This is a genomic window from Burkholderia crassaminum, assembly GCF_964265005.1.
Taxonomy (GTDB): Bacteria; Pseudomonadota; Gammaproteobacteria; order Burkholderiales; family Burkholderiaceae; genus Burkholderia.
Window position 1 is genome coordinate 1,621,529 of the sequence record NZ_OZ183800.1, and the last position, 16,219, is coordinate 1,637,747.

General features: G+C 67.2%; 16 protein-coding genes. 4 read left to right on the forward strand and 12 right to left on the reverse strand.

What is annotated here, in order from left to right; translation table 11 throughout:
- Nucleotides 1-18: 18 nt before the first annotated feature.
- The 6 genes from ACPTTF_RS24350 to ACPTTF_RS24375 all read right to left on the reverse strand — a co-directional run bounded on the left by ACPTTF_RS24350 (nucleotide 19) and on the right by ACPTTF_RS24375 (nucleotide 5,068).
- Nucleotides 19-579, reverse strand: a complete 561-nt coding sequence (locus ACPTTF_RS24350) for a GNAT family N-acetyltransferase (protein WP_423368550.1) — start codon at nucleotides 577-579, stop codon at nucleotides 19-21.
- Between the two features lie 318 nt (nucleotides 580-897).
- Nucleotides 898-1,299, reverse strand: a complete 402-nt coding sequence (locus ACPTTF_RS24355; protein WP_423368551.1) for a type II toxin-antitoxin system MqsA family antitoxin — start codon at nucleotides 1,297-1,299, stop codon at nucleotides 898-900.
- A gap of 2 nt (nucleotides 1,300-1,301) precedes the next feature.
- The gene (locus ACPTTF_RS24360) at nucleotides 1,302-1,598 is read right to left on the reverse strand and encodes a type II toxin-antitoxin system MqsR family toxin (RefSeq protein ID WP_166952449.1); all 297 of its coding nucleotides are present in this window, start codon (nucleotides 1,596-1,598) and stop codon (nucleotides 1,302-1,304) included.
- Nucleotides 1,599-1,701: 103 nt separating this feature from the next.
- On the reverse strand, nucleotides 1,702-2,742 hold the full coding sequence (locus ACPTTF_RS24365; protein ID WP_423368552.1) for a succinylglutamate desuccinylase/aspartoacylase family protein: 1,041 nt from the start codon (nucleotides 2,740-2,742) through the stop codon (nucleotides 1,702-1,704).
- Between the two features lie 255 nt (nucleotides 2,743-2,997).
- Nucleotides 2,998-3,273 carry a hypothetical protein gene (locus tag ACPTTF_RS24370; protein ID WP_166952453.1) on the reverse strand — a complete coding sequence of 92 codons (276 nt, stop codon included), beginning with the start codon at nucleotides 3,271-3,273 and terminating at the stop codon, nucleotides 2,998-3,000.
- A 244-nt stretch (nucleotides 3,274-3,517) separates the two neighbouring features.
- A complete protein-coding gene (locus ACPTTF_RS24375) occupies nucleotides 3,518-5,068 on the reverse strand; it encodes a diguanylate cyclase domain-containing protein (RefSeq protein WP_423368553.1) in 1,551 nt (516 codons plus the stop codon).
- Between the two features lie 521 nt (nucleotides 5,069-5,589).
- Here ACPTTF_RS24375 and ACPTTF_RS24380 point away from each other — a divergent pair.
- The 3 genes from ACPTTF_RS24380 to ACPTTF_RS24390 are packed head-to-tail and all read left to right on the forward strand — an operon-like array spanning nucleotide 5,590 to nucleotide 10,417.
- Nucleotides 5,590-8,469 carry a xanthine dehydrogenase family protein molybdopterin-binding subunit gene (locus tag ACPTTF_RS24380; protein WP_166952467.1) on the forward strand — a complete coding sequence of 960 codons (2,880 nt, stop codon included), beginning with the start codon at nucleotides 5,590-5,592 and terminating at the stop codon, nucleotides 8,467-8,469.
- The gene (locus ACPTTF_RS24385; RefSeq protein ID WP_423368554.1) at nucleotides 8,466-9,161 is read left to right on the forward strand and encodes a (2Fe-2S)-binding protein; all 696 of its coding nucleotides are present in this window, start codon (nucleotides 8,466-8,468) and stop codon (nucleotides 9,159-9,161) included. Before ACPTTF_RS24380 ends, ACPTTF_RS24385 begins: the two co-directional genes overlap by 4 nt.
- The gene (locus ACPTTF_RS24390; protein ID WP_423368555.1) at nucleotides 9,158-10,417 is read left to right on the forward strand and encodes a c-type cytochrome; all 1,260 of its coding nucleotides are present in this window, start codon (nucleotides 9,158-9,160) and stop codon (nucleotides 10,415-10,417) included. Before ACPTTF_RS24385 ends, ACPTTF_RS24390 begins: the two co-directional genes overlap by 4 nt.
- Nucleotides 10,418-10,504: 87 nt before the next feature.
- Here the strand turns inward: ACPTTF_RS24390 and ACPTTF_RS24395 are convergent, their stop codons facing one another.
- Nucleotides 10,505-10,675, reverse strand: coding sequence for a hypothetical protein (locus tag ACPTTF_RS24395; RefSeq protein ID WP_423368556.1), 171 nt, complete (start codon nucleotides 10,673-10,675; stop codon nucleotides 10,505-10,507).
- Between the two features lie 209 nt (nucleotides 10,676-10,884).
- Between ACPTTF_RS24395 and ACPTTF_RS24400 the strand changes: the two genes are divergently transcribed.
- Nucleotides 10,885-11,349 (forward strand): hypothetical protein, encoded by a 465-nt coding sequence (locus ACPTTF_RS24400; protein ID WP_423368557.1) that lies wholly within the window; start codon nucleotides 10,885-10,887, stop codon nucleotides 11,347-11,349.
- A 117-nt stretch (nucleotides 11,350-11,466) separates the two neighbouring features.
- On the opposite strand, the gene pal is transcribed toward ACPTTF_RS24400, so the two are convergent.
- The 5 genes from pal to ACPTTF_RS24425 all read right to left on the reverse strand — a co-directional run bounded on the left by pal (nucleotide 11,467) and on the right by ACPTTF_RS24425 (nucleotide 16,157).
- Nucleotides 11,467-11,958 (reverse strand): peptidoglycan-associated lipoprotein Pal, encoded by a 492-nt coding sequence (gene pal, locus ACPTTF_RS24405; RefSeq protein WP_166952480.1) that lies wholly within the window; start codon nucleotides 11,956-11,958, stop codon nucleotides 11,467-11,469.
- A gap of 391 nt (nucleotides 11,959-12,349) precedes the next feature.
- Nucleotides 12,350-13,546, reverse strand: coding sequence for a porin (locus ACPTTF_RS24410; protein ID WP_423368558.1), 1,197 nt, complete (start codon nucleotides 13,544-13,546; stop codon nucleotides 12,350-12,352).
- A gap of 278 nt (nucleotides 13,547-13,824) precedes the next feature.
- Nucleotides 13,825-14,403, reverse strand: coding sequence for a hypothetical protein (locus ACPTTF_RS24415; protein WP_423368559.1), 579 nt, complete (start codon nucleotides 14,401-14,403; stop codon nucleotides 13,825-13,827).
- 42 nt (nucleotides 14,404-14,445) lie between these two features.
- Nucleotides 14,446-14,901: a VOC family protein gene (locus tag ACPTTF_RS24420; protein ID WP_423368560.1), complete on the reverse strand. Its 456-nt coding sequence runs from the start codon at nucleotides 14,899-14,901 to the stop codon at nucleotides 14,446-14,448.
- Nucleotides 14,902-15,155: 254 nt separating this feature from the next.
- On the reverse strand, nucleotides 15,156-16,157 hold the full coding sequence (locus ACPTTF_RS24425; RefSeq protein ID WP_423368561.1) for a GlxA family transcriptional regulator: 1,002 nt from the start codon (nucleotides 16,155-16,157) through the stop codon (nucleotides 15,156-15,158).
- Nucleotides 16,158-16,219: the final 62 nt, after the last annotated feature.

The window sequence follows — 16,219 nt, forward strand, 5'->3', positions numbered from 1 at the left end:
GCGGGGGCGCGGCGGCGGTCAGCGCGGCAGCGCCGGTTCGGGCACGGGCGCCCACAGGTCGGTCAGCGTCGACGTGCGCGACGGATCGGCGAGATCCTTGCCGAACCGCAGGTGGTAATGCACCTCGGGGGGGATCGACGAATCGAACAGCCGCGTATAGCCGGTGCGGTCGTACAGCGCCCATGCTTCGGGCTGGCGAAAACCGGTGGTCAGGTAGATGCGGCGATAGCCTTGCTGCGCGGCGCGTAGTTCGAGCGCCTCGACGATGAGGCGTGCGAGGCCCTGGCGGCGCAGGTCCGTGCGGGTCCAGATGCGTTTGAGCTCGGCGGTCTGCGCGTCGTAGCGCTTGAACGCGCCGCCGCCGATCGTCTCGCCGTCGCGCAGCAGCAGCACGAAAGCGCCTTCGGGCGGCGCGAACAGTTCGGCCGGGTAGCGTGCGAGCTCGTCGCGCGCGGACGCGCGGCTGTCGGGGCGATACGCGTTGTAACGGGTCGAATACTCGTCGATCAGCGCGTCGATCAGCGGTTGCGCGCGGACGTCGAGCGGTGTCGTGTCGATGATGCGGTCGGTCGTGGCCATGGGCATCGCGAAGGGCGCGCGATGCGGACGTTCCTGGCGGGGTGCGGGCACGCGGCCCGTCCGGTCTGTTCCGTTATCGCGGCGCGGTTGTCGTGATGGCGGCGGCCGGTGCGCATCCTGCGGTGATGCAGGTGGCGGGCCGCCGCCGTTTTGAACACGTTAGCGGCGCGGCCGGCAAAGGCGAACGAAGCAATTTCGATAAGGATTTCGCGGCGGACGTCAGAAGGCTTGCAGCGGGAGTGGGGTGGGGATGACGGGGAGCGCGCGCATGCGTCGGAGCCGGTGCCTGACGCATGCGCGATGCCGACCGGCGAGCGCCTAGGCTGCGCGAACTTCGGCGAGCAGATCGGGGTGACGATCGAGGATCTTCAGCAATTTCACGAGGGCAAGCGGCGGATTCGTCTTGCCTGTCTCGTAACGGGAGAACGCGTTGACGCCGCCGCCGAAAATCTCGGCCGCCTCGCGCTGATCCAGCCTCAGCTTCTTGCGCACCTTCGCGATGTACTTCGGGTCGACGATGGTCGCGTTCACCTGCTTGTTGAACTCGGCGATCGCTTCGCCGAGACGCGTCGCCTCGTCGAGATCCAGTACCGATTCCCCGCAGGCCGGGCAGAACTCGCCGGTGATATCGCGGACGACAGTCGACCGGCCCTTGTAGGTATAGGGGATGTCTCGCGTGTCGCGGACCAGTTTCGCGGCACCGCATGCAGGGCACTTCATTTTCATCGCTCCTTGAAAGACACGATCAGCACATCGTCGATCACCGTCAGTTTCAGGTACACGTCGCCACGCACCGTCAACGGCCGGTAGACGTCCTGCCAGATCGTGTGGTCGGCGTACGTCGTCATGCTCTTGTGGAAGTCGAGGTCGGACAGCGACATCACGACATCGAGCGCCTCCCTTTCCGTGAAACCCAGTTGCCGGGCGCCGAATACCGCACTCGTGGTGAACCGGACCTGGCCGGATTCGACCAGCGCCTTGACGTGAGGCAGCTTGCAATGAGGCCTTCTCTTTTCCATTGGCGATCATAACCAAGTAAGTTAATTTGTCAAGTTGGTTAATGGCGAGCGCATGCCGTCCGCCATGACTGGCAGACAGTGTGGAAAAGAGAGGGATCCGGTGTTAGGCCGTCTGGCCGATGCTCGGCGGGGCCGACAGCTCCGCCAGCTGGAACAGGCAATCGCCGCGCTGCACCTGCGCGGGCACGCGCTTGCACACCACTTCACCGTCACCCTTGAAGCGGTGCAGCACCGGGTCGCGCAGCGGCGTATCGGGGAAGTGCACCCACGCGGCCGGCTGCCCGGCCTTCACCTGATCGCCGAGTTCGACGAGCGGCTCGTACAGCCCGCGCTCGTACGCATAAACGAAATGGCGATCGCCGTCGACACGCATGAAGCGCGTGACGGTCGGCGGCGCGTCGGGCACGAGCGCGCCGCGCAGCAGGCCGATATAGCCGAGATAGTGCAGCAGCCCGTGGCGACCGAGCCGGATCAGCGACGGGTCGGCCATGCCCGCACCGCCGAGTTCGGTCACGATCGAGATCGCACCCTGCCGGCGCGCAGCCGATGCCGAGTGCACGGGATTCGGCGCGTGCAGCAGCGCATTCTGCAACCCGAACGCGACCAGCAGCCCGTTGAGCTTCGCGGCTTCGTCGGCGTCGAGCGGGTCGATCGCGAGCATGTTGCCGCCCTGGTACAGCAGCGAGCTGCCGCCCGAATGCAGGTCGACCAGATACTGCGAACGCGCCAGCAGCACATGCTCGATGTAGTGGGCAATCATCTGCGTCGGCTTGCCGGCCGGGTCGCCGGGAAAGCTGCGGTTCAGGTTGCCTTCGTCGAGTGGCGACACGCGCAGGCCCGCATCCGCCGCCGGGAAATTCGCCATCGGCAGCAGGATCAGCTGCCCGCTGACCATCTCGGGCTCGATCTCGCGCATCAGTTGCGACACGATGATCTGGCCTTCGTACTCGTCGCCGTGGTTGCCGGCCATCACCAGCGCGACCGGGCCTTCGCCATTGCGGATCGACGCGATCGGGATCGGCAGCCAGCCGTACGCCGAACGGTGCACGGAATGCGGCAGCCGCAGGTAGCCCGCGTGCTTGCCTTGTGCGTCGAGATCGATTTCGCAGTGGATGGGATTGCGGTGTGAGGAAGAGGCGGTCATGGCGGCATCGTTCGATGAACGGAATCCGCCATCTTATCGGGAATCGACCGCCGCGCGGCGCGCCGGGCGCGCGCAACGCCGAACGCCGTCAACCGGCATGCGCATGGATCCGTACGGGCGCGTTGCAAAGCCGATACGTGGCACCCCACGCGATGTTGCAGCGGTGAACGCATGCCGGCGCGCCGGCATGCCGCATTCGGGCCCGATGTTGCGCGCCGGCCCCGCGCCGCGACAGGGCCGGCGCGTGCAGCCGGCTTACCGGCCCGATGTTTCAGCTTCGAGACGTCCTTCTTCCCACAGTGCCCAGAAACGGCTGCCGGCGCGATACGGATTCGCGCGGCGCGCGCCGTGATCGTCGACGCCCTGGCGAAATGCGCCGTACAGCGTCAGCGGCGGATTGTCGACGCATCGGGCTTCGCGTGCGGCCGGCATGCGGCGTTCGGATACGAGCCGGCGGATCAGCGATGCGCCGTCGATCACATCCAGTTCGTCGATGGTTTCGCTGCGGCTGAGGACTTCGACGGTATTCATGTTGGGTCTCCCTGACCACCTGTTTCCCTGACAGGGAGCAATAAGAGTGCCAGGCTCGAAAAGCCTTGCGCCGCTTCGATCGTGCCGGCTTCTGCAGCCAACGTGACGGGTGGCGGGCGGCGATGTTACGGAACACGTCACGTGACACGCGAGCGCGCGACGCCACGTGCGGCTGCGCAAAGCGTTTCGGAATTGAATCGTCGGGAGGATGCGGAGGCGGGAGAAAGGGGGCTGCGCGGCCGGGTCAGCTCGCGGTGGCTGACGTGACCCGGCTGCTGCCGCTCGAATAGAAGCGGTAGATTCCCTTGCCGGCCGACTTCGCGTCGTACAGCGCGCTGTCGGCCTGCCGGATCAGTTCATCGGGGGAGCCGTGCCCATCGTCGAGTGCGATGCCGATGCTGATCCCCAGGCGCACGGTCTCGCCGATCGAAAGCGCGTACGGCGCCGAGATCTGCCGGATGATGCGCGCGGCGAGGATCGAGCATGCGTGCATCGTCGTGTCGTCGATCGCGACGACGAACTCGTCGCCGCCGATTCGCGCGGCCAGCTCGCCGGGCGGCAGCGTCTTGCCGAGTCGCTCGGCGACCTGCGTCAGCACGTCGTCGCCGGCCTGGTGGCCGAACCGGTCGTTGATCGCCTTGAAACCGTCGAGGTCGAGATACATGACGGCGAGCCCCGGGCCCGGCGTGCGCGGCCGGCTCGCGAGCATCCGCTTGAGCTCGGCATGCAGTTCGTGGCGGTTCGGCAAACCCGTCAGCGCATCGTGCCGCGCGAGATGCCGGATGTGCTGCTCGGTCTGGCGGCGTGCGGTGACGTCCTCGACGATGATCACCGCGTTGCCGTCCGGTACGCGATGGCGCGTCAGTTCGAGCTGGCGGCCGTCGGCGAGCACCACGTCGAGCGGTGCGGGTTCGTCGCAGGTCAGCCAGATCTCGCACTGCGCGGCGAGACGGGCGCCGCCGGGATCGGTTGCGTCGTTCGCGCCGAGCGCCGCGACGACGGCGGGCAGCGGCGTATCGAGCATGATCTCGCGCGGCGAGCCGAACAGTTGCGCGGTGCGCCGGTTCGCGACGATCACGCGGCGCTCGCCGTCGATCATGCACAGGCCGTGCGGCATGTAGGTGAGCGCGGCGTCGAAGCGTGCGACGAGTTCGGCGTTGCGCTGGCGCGCGGCAATCAGCGCGACGAGCACGCGATAGTGACGCTGGACGACCGTGCGCATCGCGGCGAGATAGATCGCGAGCGGCGGCAGCAGCAGCCATGCGCCCGAGCGATGGGCCAGCATCGCGCCGACGCCGATCGGCAGCACGCCGAGCGTGACCTGCATCATCGCGAGCCGCGGCAGCGCCGAATTGCGCGACGCGATTCCGCCGAACACACCGCCCGCGACCATCACCGACAGCGTGCCGAGCTCGACGTCGATGGCCTGCACGCAGCCCATCACGCCGAGGCCGAGCACGAAGCACGCGACGAGCGATACGGGCGCATAGCGCATCGCCCAGTATTCGGCGCGGTCGTCGCCGGCATCGCGCTGAACCGTGTATGCCCGTGCGATCGAGAGCCGCGCGACGAGCAGGCCGACGTCGACGATCAGCCACGCGAGGCACCAGAGCTGCTGCAGCCGGATCAGCGCGACGGCCGCGACGAAGCCGCTCGCGAGCCCGGAGAGCGCCATCGGGCGGACGTCTTCGAACAGGGTGACGAGCATCGACGGGCGTAGCGCGGCCGTCACACGGTGGTTGCCGGAGGGGGGAGTGGCGAGAACGGAGTGCAGGAGAGATGCCCTGACTGCCATGGTTTTTGACCTCGACACGATGTCGCGAGATGTCGCGATGGCTGGCGGCGCCCGCACGGCACGTGGCGGAAGCCCGGCCAGGCCGGATGCGCACGACATTAACATGAAACACGGGCGGCGCGGGTCGCCCGGGGCCGGCCGGCGGGACTGCGCGCCGCGCCGGCCACTAGTCGTAAACCACGCCCGCGAAAGTCTTGCGCATTCACCGCCGCGGGGGCAGCATCGTTGCGAATGGAGCGCGGTTCGGCGACCGGCAGGAGACCGGTCACCCTGTACCGGGCGCGTATCCGCCGGGCGCGGTCGACACGATCGAAACCGCCGCAAACGGGCAGGCGAAGCGAGCGATTCGCCCCCCGCGACCGGCTGTCGCAGCCCGGCTGAATGCCGTTATAAGAAATTCAATAAGTATTTCATGCGAGAAATACTATAGGCGATATATCAAAAACAATGCCAGAATGCGCGCCGCTCCGAACGTCGCGACACCCGATCGCCGTCCGAGCCGCATCAGGAGGTTCCCCCCAATGAAAAACCACGGCCTGTCACGGCGGGGTTTTCTGAAAGCCAGCGTGCTGGCGGGCGTCGCAGTGTATGTCGCGCCCCTGGGCAGCCGCGCATTCGCGGCGCTCTTCGAAGAAAAACTCCTCACCCCCGTCAAATGGGATAGCGTTACCGGCATCCCCCAATTCCGCATTGACGGCATCGCGAAGGTCACGGGCTCGAAAGTGTTCGCCCGTGACGTGCGCGCAGCCGACATGCCGCACTGGCCGCAGCAGCAATCGCATGCGCTGATCCTGCGTGTCACGCAGGCCGATCGCACGTACGAAGGCTTCGACCTGTCGCTGCTCGGCGATGACCTGAAGCCGGACCGTGTGGTCACGGCCGACGATCTCGCGCGCGACGGCGTCGCGTTCCCGACGTTCTATGGCGACGACATGCTGTTGCCGGCCGGCAAGACGCCCGCGTATCTCGGCCATGCGGTCGCGATCCTGATCTATCACGACTTCGCGCGCTTCCGTTTCGCGAAGAACGCGCTCAAGTTCCGCGACGACGTGATCCGCTACGGCGCGGTCACGGGCCCGCTCGAGCGCGATCCGTGGGGCACCTTCCGCTACGTGCGCGTGGGCGGCAAGACGGCCTACGACGACGACGTCTATTCGAGCCTGAAGGACGCGCCGATCTTCCCGAGCATGATGCGCAAGCACCTGCCGGTGTGGCCGGACGGCAAGGAGCACGGCAAGCTCGACGAGCAGGGCATGTTCCTGGCCGGGCAGATCGCGAGCGAGCTCGACCATCCGTCGGCGGACTGGCTCGTGTTCGACCGCGAGTACAACACGCAATCGGTCGACACCTCCGCGCTCGAGCCGGACAACGCGAACTGCTGGTACGACGCCGCGACGCAGTCGCTGCACCTCGTCGTGCCGACCCAGTCGCCGCTCGAAGTGGCGGAGAACGCGGCCGCGATGGTCGCGAAGTGCCGCTTCCCGGTGAAGAAGCTGTTCGTGCATCCGTGCTACACGGTCGGCTACGGCTCCAAGGATCACTTCAACGTGCCGTTCTACGGCCTCGTCTGCGCGCTGTACGCGGACGGCCGCCCGGTGCGTTTCGCGAACGACCGTTACGAGCAGTTCCAGACGTCGCTGAAGCGTCACGCGTTCAAGATGCATTACCGGATCGCGGTGGACCGCAACACGGGCCTGCTGCAGTCGTTCAAGGGCGACTTCGAGGCGAACGGCGGCGGGCGCATGAACTTCTCGCCGTCGGTCGCGATGGTCGGCGCGACGGCCGCGCAATCGATCTACTACTTCCCGAAGAGCGACCTGGCCTCGGTCGCGATCGCGTCGCGCGCGATCGATGCGGGCTCCGCGCGCGGCTACGGCACGCTGCAGAGCATGGCGGCGACCGAGATGGCGGTCGACGAGATCGCCGCGCAGCTGAACATCGACCCGATCGATTTCCGCCTGCGCAACGCGCTGCGTTCGGGGATGAAGAACACGCAAGGGGCGATTCCCGCCGGCGCGCTGCGCGTCGACGAGGTGCTCGAGCGTTCGAAGCAGCATCCGCTGTGGACGCGCCGTGCCGCGCGCAAGGCCGAATACGAGGCGGCGAACCCGGGCAAGCGCTACGGCGTCGGCTTCGCGTGCGTGCAGAAGGATTTCGGCACGGGCGCGGAAGCGTCGTTCGCGAAGGTCGAATTCGACGAGAACGGCAAGGTGTCGCTGCGGCACACGGCGGCCGAGATCGGCACCGGGATGTCGACGTCGCAGGCGGTTGCCGTCGCGAAGTGGCTCGGCCGTCCGGCGACGGACGTGCAGGTTGCCGTGACCGAGTGGCCGGACCTGCCGGTCGAGGTGAGCGGCGATCCGTACCTGATGTCGCAGGCCGACCAGGATCGCCTGAGCGCGAACCCGCGCTGGTCGCCGAGCTACGCGTCGCCGTCGAGCGCGACGAACTCCGCGTACTACTTCACGCACAGCACGCGCGAAGCCGCGCGCGCCGTGTTCCGCTACGGCCTGTGGCCGGCGGCGATGTCGATCTGGACGCGCGGCCTCGGCGGCGGCCAGGCCGCGCCGTACACGATCCGCATCGAGGACGCGCGCTGGGTCGACGGCAAGCTGACCGCCGACGGCCTCGAGCCGCTGTCGTTCGAACAGCTTGCGAAGCAGGCGTATGCACTCGGCCTGCCGACCGGCGCCGTCGTGCACGTGTTCAACCGCTGGCAGTGGACCGACGCCGAGTTCGAAGTGGGCGGCACGGTCGAACGCTTGCCGATCGACGGGCTGTCGCTGCGTGTCGGCGCGCCGAAGACGGGTGCCGACAACGGCCCGGTGCCGGGCACGGCTGCACCGGCCGGCGCGACCGCGATGCGCGGCACGCTGGCGCCGACCGCGAACGGCTACCGCGTGCTGGACCGCAAGCGCGTGTTCATCCCGCCGACGAGCCGCAACAACGCGGCCGTCACGTACTACACGGCGGTCGGCACGCTGGTCGAGCTGGCCGTGCACGAAGCGACCGGCAAGGTCGAGCTGCTCACGCATCACTCGATCATGGAATGCGGCAACCAGATTTCGCCGCAGCTCGTGTCGGGCCAGTTGCAGGGCGGTCTCGCGATGGGTATCGGCCATGCGCTGCACGAATACCTGCCGCTGTATGAAGACGGCCCCGGCAACGGCACGTGGAACTTCAACCGTTACCAGCTGCCGCGCGCGTCCGACGTCGCCGTCTGGACGCAGACGGGCGACGTGCTGCCGCCGCTGTCCGAGACCGATCCGCCGAAGGGCGTCGCCGAAGTGGTGATGATCCCCGTCGTCGGTGCGATCGTGAACGGCATCGCGCACGCGATCGGCCATCGTTTCACCGACCTGCCGGTGACCCCGCAAAAGATTCAGGAGGTGCTCGCATGACGACCGCCCAAACCGCGGCTTCGGCCGCGAGCGCCAGCGCCGCTGCGACGGGCGCTTCCGCACCGGACGCGGCTTCGGCCGTACCGGCCTCGGCCCCGGCTGTGCCGGCATCGGCACCGGCCGCCGTCGAGCGTCCGCTCGTCCGGTTCCAGTCGAAACCGCTGTCGATCAACATCAACGGCAAGTCCGTCGGCCCGATGCAGGTGCCGGAAGGGCTGATGATGATCGAGTTCCTGCACGAATACGCGGGCCTCACCGGTTCGCGGCTCGGCTGCGGGCAGGGCATCTGCCACGCATGCGTCGTGATCGTCGACAAGCCGGACGGCAGCAGCGAGGAAATGCGCACCTGCATCACCGGCGCGCATTTCTTCCACGGTCGCTCGATCCGCACGATCGAAGGCCACGCGAAGCGCAATGAAGCGGGCGAAGTGGTCGAGCTGTCGCCGATCCAGCAGAAGTTCCTCGAGCACTTCAGCTTCCAGTGCGGCTATTGCACGCCGGGCTTCGTCAACGCGGCGACCGTGCTGATCGAGCGCCTGAAGCGCGAGCCGGTTGCAAAGGCCGACGTCGAACGCACGATCACCGAGGCGCTCGATGCGCACCTCTGCCGCTGCACGGGCTATGTTCGCTACTACGAAGCCGTCAAGGACGTGGTGCTGACGACGCCTGGACTCGTGAAGGACGCCGCATGAAACGCACATTCGCTCATCGTGTCGCGCGGGTTGCGGGCTTCCCCGCACTCGCGGCCGCCTGCGCACTGCTGCTCGCCGCGTGCGGCGGCCATGACGCGCCGGCCTCGAACGCGGCGTCCGGCGCGCCCGGTGCCGACCCGGTCGCGCGCGGCCGCTATCTCGTCAAGGCTGCCGACTGCGCGGCGTGCCACACCGCGAAGGACGGCGCGCCGTTCGCCGGCGGCGCGCCCCTCGAATCGCCGTTCGGCACGTTCTACGGCTCGAACATCACGCCCGACAAGGATCACGGGATCGGCAGCTGGAGCGCGGACGACTTCTACGCCGCGCTGCATGACGGCAAGGCGCCGGGCAAGCGCCTGTATCCGTCGATGCCGTACACGTCGTACCGGCAGCTCACGCGCGCCGATTCCGACGCGATGTACGCGTACCTGAAGACCGTCAAGCCGGTCGCGCAGGAGAACCGCGAGCACGAGCTGAAGTTCCCGTACAACCTGCGTTTCGGGATGGTCTTCTGGGACATGGTGTTCCTGAAGGACAGCCTGCCCGATGCATCGGCCGGCCAGTCCGCCGACTGGCAGCGCGGCCGCTACCTGGCGGGTGCGCTCGGCCACTGCGCGGAATGCCATACGCCGCGTGCGTTCACGGGGCAGCTCGACAGCGCGAAGCCGTTCGCGGGCGCGGCGCTCGGCCGCGTGGCCGCGCCCGACATCACGCCGGCCGGCCTTGCCGCGCGCGGCTGGACGGGCGCCGACCTGCAGACGTTCTTCGGCGTCGGCATCGCGCCGCAAGGCTCGGCGTTCGGCGAGATGTACCCGGTCGTGCACCTGAGCACCCAGTACATGACGAAGGACGACCTGCGCGCGCTGTCCGTGTACTTGCTGGGCGATACGCCACCCGCGCCGCAACCGGTGAAGCCGGTGTCGGCCGACGCCGCGCAGCTCGCGGCCGGCCGCTCGGTGTATCTCGCGGTGTGCGCGGGTTGTCATGGCTTCAACGGCGAAGGCAAGCCGCACGTGGCGGTGCCGATGAACGGCAATTCGACGGTGCGCCAGGGCGACCCGCGCAACCTGCTGGTCGCGATGCTCGACGGCATCGGCGAGCAGAAGTTCGCCGGGTTCGAGAACCTGCAGCCGATGCCCGGTTTTGCGCACACGCTGAGCGACGACGAACTCGCGCAGCTCGCGAACTACCTGCGGGCGACGTGGGGCGGCCAGCCCGCGAGCGTCACGCCGGCCGACGTGAAGGCCATGCGTTAAGTCGTGCCGCCGGGCGGGGCGTCGCGCGATTCAGCCGGTTTCCGGCGTTCGCGCGCGACGCCCCGCCCGACTTTTTGCGGCGGCTCTTCAGTAGCCGCTGCCGCCTCCGCCACCGCCTCCACTTCCGCTGCCTCCCGACCCGCCGCCGTACCGGCTCATGCCGGGCCCTTGCGAAGTGCCGCTGCCCGACGTACATCCCGCCGACAGCACAAGCACCAGCGCCGCGATCAGCGCCGCGGCCAACGTTGCCGATTTCATGTCCGCCTCCTTGCCACGCGCAGGCCGCGGGAAAGGCCGGTTCGCGTGAACCGCTCGTCTGCGCACTGACGAAACACGAAACGTTTCTGGCGGATCGTTTATTCCATGATTTTTGTGGATGATCGAGCGCGAAGGGGGCGGATCGGAGCCGTCGCGCGGCGCCTTGGTACACTCCGGCAGGCCGCCATTCCGATTCCGACTACAAAAACATGAGTGCCACCGTTGAACGTTCGACGTCGCGTCCGTCCCATTCCGTCGCGCTCGGCTGCGTGTCGTTTGCCGTCGGCGGCCCGCTGATCACATCGCTCGTCTGGCCGGCTGTGATGCTGATCGCGTGGTCGTTGATCGACGGCCCGTCGTGGGAGCGACTGAATGTCAGTGCCGGCATGGTGCCGCTGATCTTCTTCGGGTCGTTCCTGCTCGGCTTTTTCCTGCCGGCGGCCGTGGCAGGCGGCATCATGGGCGCGATCGGCACGCGAATCCAGCGGCGCTGGTTCGTGCTGCTGGGGATGGTCGCCGGTGCCGGCGCGACGCTCGGTTTCGTCGAAATCGTGAATTGCCTGACGAAGTCCGACAAGTTCGGCGCCGTCAAAGTGGTCGCCACGCTCAGTGCGATGGTGGCGTCGGCCGTGATGTCGTACTGGCTGCATCGCCGGCTTGTACGTCGGCGTTGATCGAGAGGCAGTGCGCCATCGTCGGTGGCATGTAGGCGCCGCACGGCCGCTTCCGCGGCCTGCTGGCTGCCATGCCGTTCCTGAACCGGAAGCCGCCGCTGTCGCGGCGGCCCGCGATCAACGATAGACGAGATCGGCGCGACGGTTCTGCGCCCACGAATCCTCGTCGTGGCCGAGCGCGACGGGCTTTTCCTTGCCGAGGCTGACCGCCTCGAGTTGCGTGGCTTGCACACCGAGCGTTTCGAGCGCGCTCGCCACGGCCTGCGAACGGCGTTCGCCGAGCGCGAGGTTGTATTCGGACGTGCCGCGTTCGTCGGTGTTGCCCTGGATCAGCACGTGCCGCGCTGGATGGCTGCGCAGGTAGTCGGCGTGCGCCTGCAGCAGCGACTGATATTCGGGCTTGACGGAGTACTGGTCGAAATCGAAGTAGATGCTGCGCTTCGCGAGCGGGCTGTTCGGATTATTGAGTTCGTCGGCCGTCACCGTTGCGACGGCTTCGCTCGAGGGCGCCGGCGCCATGCCGGCATTCTCGGGTGTCTTGGCCGCGTGGTGGCAACCGGCCAGCAATACGACGGTTGCCAGGACCGCAAATCGGTTCGTTTTGCTCATCGTTCGTCTCCTGCGGTTGACTGCATTGAACGCGTGGGGCGTGCGATCGGCACGTCCGTATCCGGCCGCAACAGCGCGAAAGGTCCGGCATCCACGACGTGAATCGTGTTCGTAAGCCGGTGGTGCGCCATATGAAAGAGTGTCGCGGCCGGAACGCCAAATTACGGCGTCGCTGCAAACAGATTAGGAAAAATGTCACAGCGTGACCAGTTTCTCCGCATTTTTTTGCGCCGGCGCGACAGACCGGGCGGCATTCTTGCCGTCGCGCGGGGCGATGCCACAGCGAAAAGGCCGCGCACGGGCACGGCCTTTCCGGCTCAGGGCATGACGATCGAGCGGCGCGGGAAACGCATGCGGCGCGCGGTCGGCGCGGCAGCGCTACGCCGCGTCGTCAGAACTTGTGCCGCAGCCCCAGCGCGACGACGACCTGGTTGCTGTTCGCCGACGGCGTCAGCGTCCAGACGGTCGCGTTGAACGCGGGATTGCCGTTGCCGCCGCTGACGCTCTGGTAGACGCCCTCGAGATAGGCATCCGTGCGCTTCGACAGCGCATAGTCGGCTTGCGCGACGACCTGGTTCCATTTCGGGCGCGTCTGGCCGGTACGCGTGTCGAAGCGACCCATCGTGTACGTGTACGCGGCGGACAGGCTCAACGCACGCGTGACGGCGAAGCGCCCGTCGACCGAGAAGTTGTCGAACACCAGCGATTCACCCTTCAACGGCGCAATGCTGCCGCCCTGGAGCACGCCTGTCACGCCGTCGGTGGTCGAGTGCGACCACGCGGCGCCGACCGAATGCGGCCCGAAGGCATAACGGCCGGCCGCGGCCCAGATCTGCTGGTTGCCGCCGGTGATCGTCGCAGAGCCGTCGACCGTGCTGAGCGCGCCATTCGGGTTCGGTGCATTGCGGTCGCGGCTGATCTTCAGGTAGCCGGCGCCGAGCTTCAACGGCCCGTTCGCATACGACACGCCCGCACTCCACGCCGCGTTGTTGGAGAACTGGCCGGCCGTGTTCGAGAACCCGTACATCGCGCCGAACGTCAGCCCGCGGTAGGTCGGGCTCGTGTACTTCACCGCGTTGTTGATGCGAAGGTTGCGGTTCGAATCGTCGTTGTCGTACGGATGAACCGCGAGGTTGCCGCCCCAGCCGGGGCCGGACGCGCCGAGCGGCGTCACGAAATCGAGGATCAGGTCGTACTGGCGGCCGAACGTGAGCGTGCCGGCCGTCTTCGAGCTCACGCCCACCCATGCCTGGCGGCCGAACATGTCGACGCCTTTCTGCGACAGCGCACCGGTGGTGCCCGAGAAGCCGTTCTCGAGCCCGAAGATCGCGGCCATCCCGCCGCCGAGATCCTCGCGGCCGCGCAGCCCCCAGCGCGACGCGTTCAGTGCACCGCTCGTCATCGCGACGCTGCCGCTGCCCGGCGAGCCGGCGCCATGCGTGCGCTGATTGGTCGCGTAGGTGATCGACGTGTCGATCAGGCCGTACAGCGTCACGCTGCTCTGTGCGTGCGCGCTGCCCGACGCGAAGGCGGTCAGGTAGGTGGCAATGGCGGTCCCCGCGAGTCGAGTGCTGGCGTGTTTTTTCATCTTGTAGGAATGCAAAGGAGTTTTTATCGTTTTCCCGGCGCGGCGGCCGGCGGATCGAGCGGCCATTATTGGAGATCGTGCGGCGGTCGATTAAGGCGTTGCACAGGAAAGGTCCTCTGCGAAATCGCGTGGAATCGCGGCGGGACGAAGACGGGAAGCGTGCGGTGCGGCGGAAAGTGCGTCGCCGGGGTTGCGATGCGTTCGAGGGCTCGAGGGGGTGTCGGGTGAGTCAGTTGGCCGTCGCGTGCTCGTTCGTCGAGCGATGGACGGCGGGCAGGTTAGCGGCGGGCAACCGGCAGTGCGGTTTCGACGCCACCGCTGCGATACGCGGCACGGACGGCGATCGCCTTGGCTTCGAGTGCTTCCGGTGAGAGGCTGGGCCGCAAGCGGACCGCGACGCGCGGCAACGCGGCAAGCTGATCGCGCAGGCGCACGACCGACTGGCAGCCATGGAATGCCGACGACCGCGCATCGGGGCCGGACGCGGCGTCGGCAAGCTCGGCCGTCCACTCGACGCCGCGGTGGCGCCTGACTTCGTCGAGGTGCGGCAGATGGCGCGCGTCGCCCGATAACGCGATCAACAGCGCGGCCCAGTGCGCGCCGCGCCATCCATGGTTCATGTCGCGCGTGAGGTCGGCCAGCAGCGCGTCGTCGAGCACGGACAGGCTTTGCTGGCACAGGTAGTGGAAATCGAGCGGTTGGTAGCGGACCTGCGGATAGTCTCGCAACACATGGCCGAGTTCGGCGCCGGTCTCGACAGCAGCGGCCAGGAACTGTCCGGCCGGAGCCGGGCGGTTCAGCAGCAGCGTCGGTACGCTCCGGTAGAGCCGGTGGATGTCGTCGGGGTGATAGTGCATCGCGAATGTCGGGATGATCGATCGGTGCGCGCGGCGCGCCGGTCAGGTTTTCTGCTGATCGCCGGACAGCAGCGCCGTATAACGCCGCTGCATTTCATCGGGTTCGACCGCTTCGATCGTATGCCCGATCAGCCAATCGTAACCGAACGGGTCGCGAATCTTGCCGGCGCGCTCGCCGTGGAACTCGTCCTGGATCGGGCGGGTCAGCTGCGCGCCGGCCGCGACCGCTGCGGCGATGGTCGCGTCCGCGTCGTCGACGTGCAGGTGAAGCAGCATCGGCGCCTTGCCATCGGGATCGGGGGCAGGGAGATCGTATTCGGGGAACGCGTCGGAGATCATCAGCGTGCACGGGCCGAGCTGCAGTTCCGCGTGGCCGATGCGCCCCGACGGTTCGACGAGACGGAATTTCTCCCGCGCGCCGAACGCCTTCGCATAGAACGCGATGGCGTCGTCCGCGCGCAGGGCGCGCAAATAGGGGAAGACTTCGTGAATCGCCATGCTGCCCTCCGGTGGGTGGTGGGGGTGTCGCTCGATCCTGTCGGGCATCGCAGGCCCGGTCTTGAAGACAATTATCCGCCGCGCCTGACGGCGGTATCCGGCTGCGTGTGACGGCGTTGCGTGATGGCTGCGTTGTGCCGAATCCCGATCCGGTGCGACTGGCTGGATTCGGCCGACCGGGTCGACGTTTCAGCTCATATGCGGCCGCTTCCTGGCACCTGTCGCGGAGCGTCGCGCCGGCCGGGTTTTTCAGGTCAGGCTGTTTGCGAATCCCCCGTCGGTCGAAAGCGATCGCGGTATGCGCCGGGGCTGAGGCCGACCTTGTCCTTGAACAGTCGGCAGAACGAGCTCGTATCGCTGTATCCCACCTGGGCCGTAATCCGCTCGAGGCTGAGATCGCCTGCCTCCAGCAAACCGCGCGCGGCTTCGATGCGCAGGCTCTGCAAGTACCGCAATGGCGGCTGATCCAGCGCTGCGTGGAATCGGCGGATGATCGTGCGCTCGCTCACGCCAAGCTCTTGCGCCATCTCCGACATCTTCACGTCCTTCGTCATGTTCTTCTGCAGCCAATGCTGCGCGCGGTGAACCAGCGAGTCGGCGTGTTCCTTGTCCGCCAGCAACGGGAGATACGGCAATTGCTTCGTCTGGCTGACGTCGATCAGCATCGTCTTGGCGCACTGCGCGGCGATGACCGCCCCGGCGAAGCGCTCGATGACGTGGATTGTTTGCAGCAGGTAGGACGCCGACGCCCCGGCACAGATCAGGCGGTCGGCTTCGGTCACGACGGGTTCCAGCTGAAGGTCGACGCGGGGAAACCGGCTGCGGAACTGATCGGCCAGCCACCACGTGGTCGTCGCGGGCCGTTCGTCGAGGAGGCCGGTTTTGGCCAGTATGAAAGTGCCGGTGCAGTTTGCCGCAAGGTAGGCCCCCGCGTTCCATTGCGAAACCAGCCAGTCGCATGCGGCGGACTGTCGTGCCAGCAACCGGTCGAAGGCCTTGCCGCTTGCGTAATGCGCGCTGGGAATGAAAACCAGGTCGAACTTCTCGCGCGGCCGGATCGGCTCCGTGTTCAGTTGCAACCCGTTGCTCGCCATGACGGGTTCCCCCTTCGGAGAAACGAACCGCCATTCGAACTGCGCAATTGCATCGCCCCTTTGTCGCCGCAAGTGCGAGTTCGCGATCTGAAGGATGTCGGCGAACCCTCCCAGGCTGGAAGCGTAGCAATCGTCATACGCAAGGATGGCGGCGCGGGGCATGGTGTGTCGGATATCGCATTCAATGTGTCAGTTTCGCCAATGTACGGCAATTCGAACCCGGG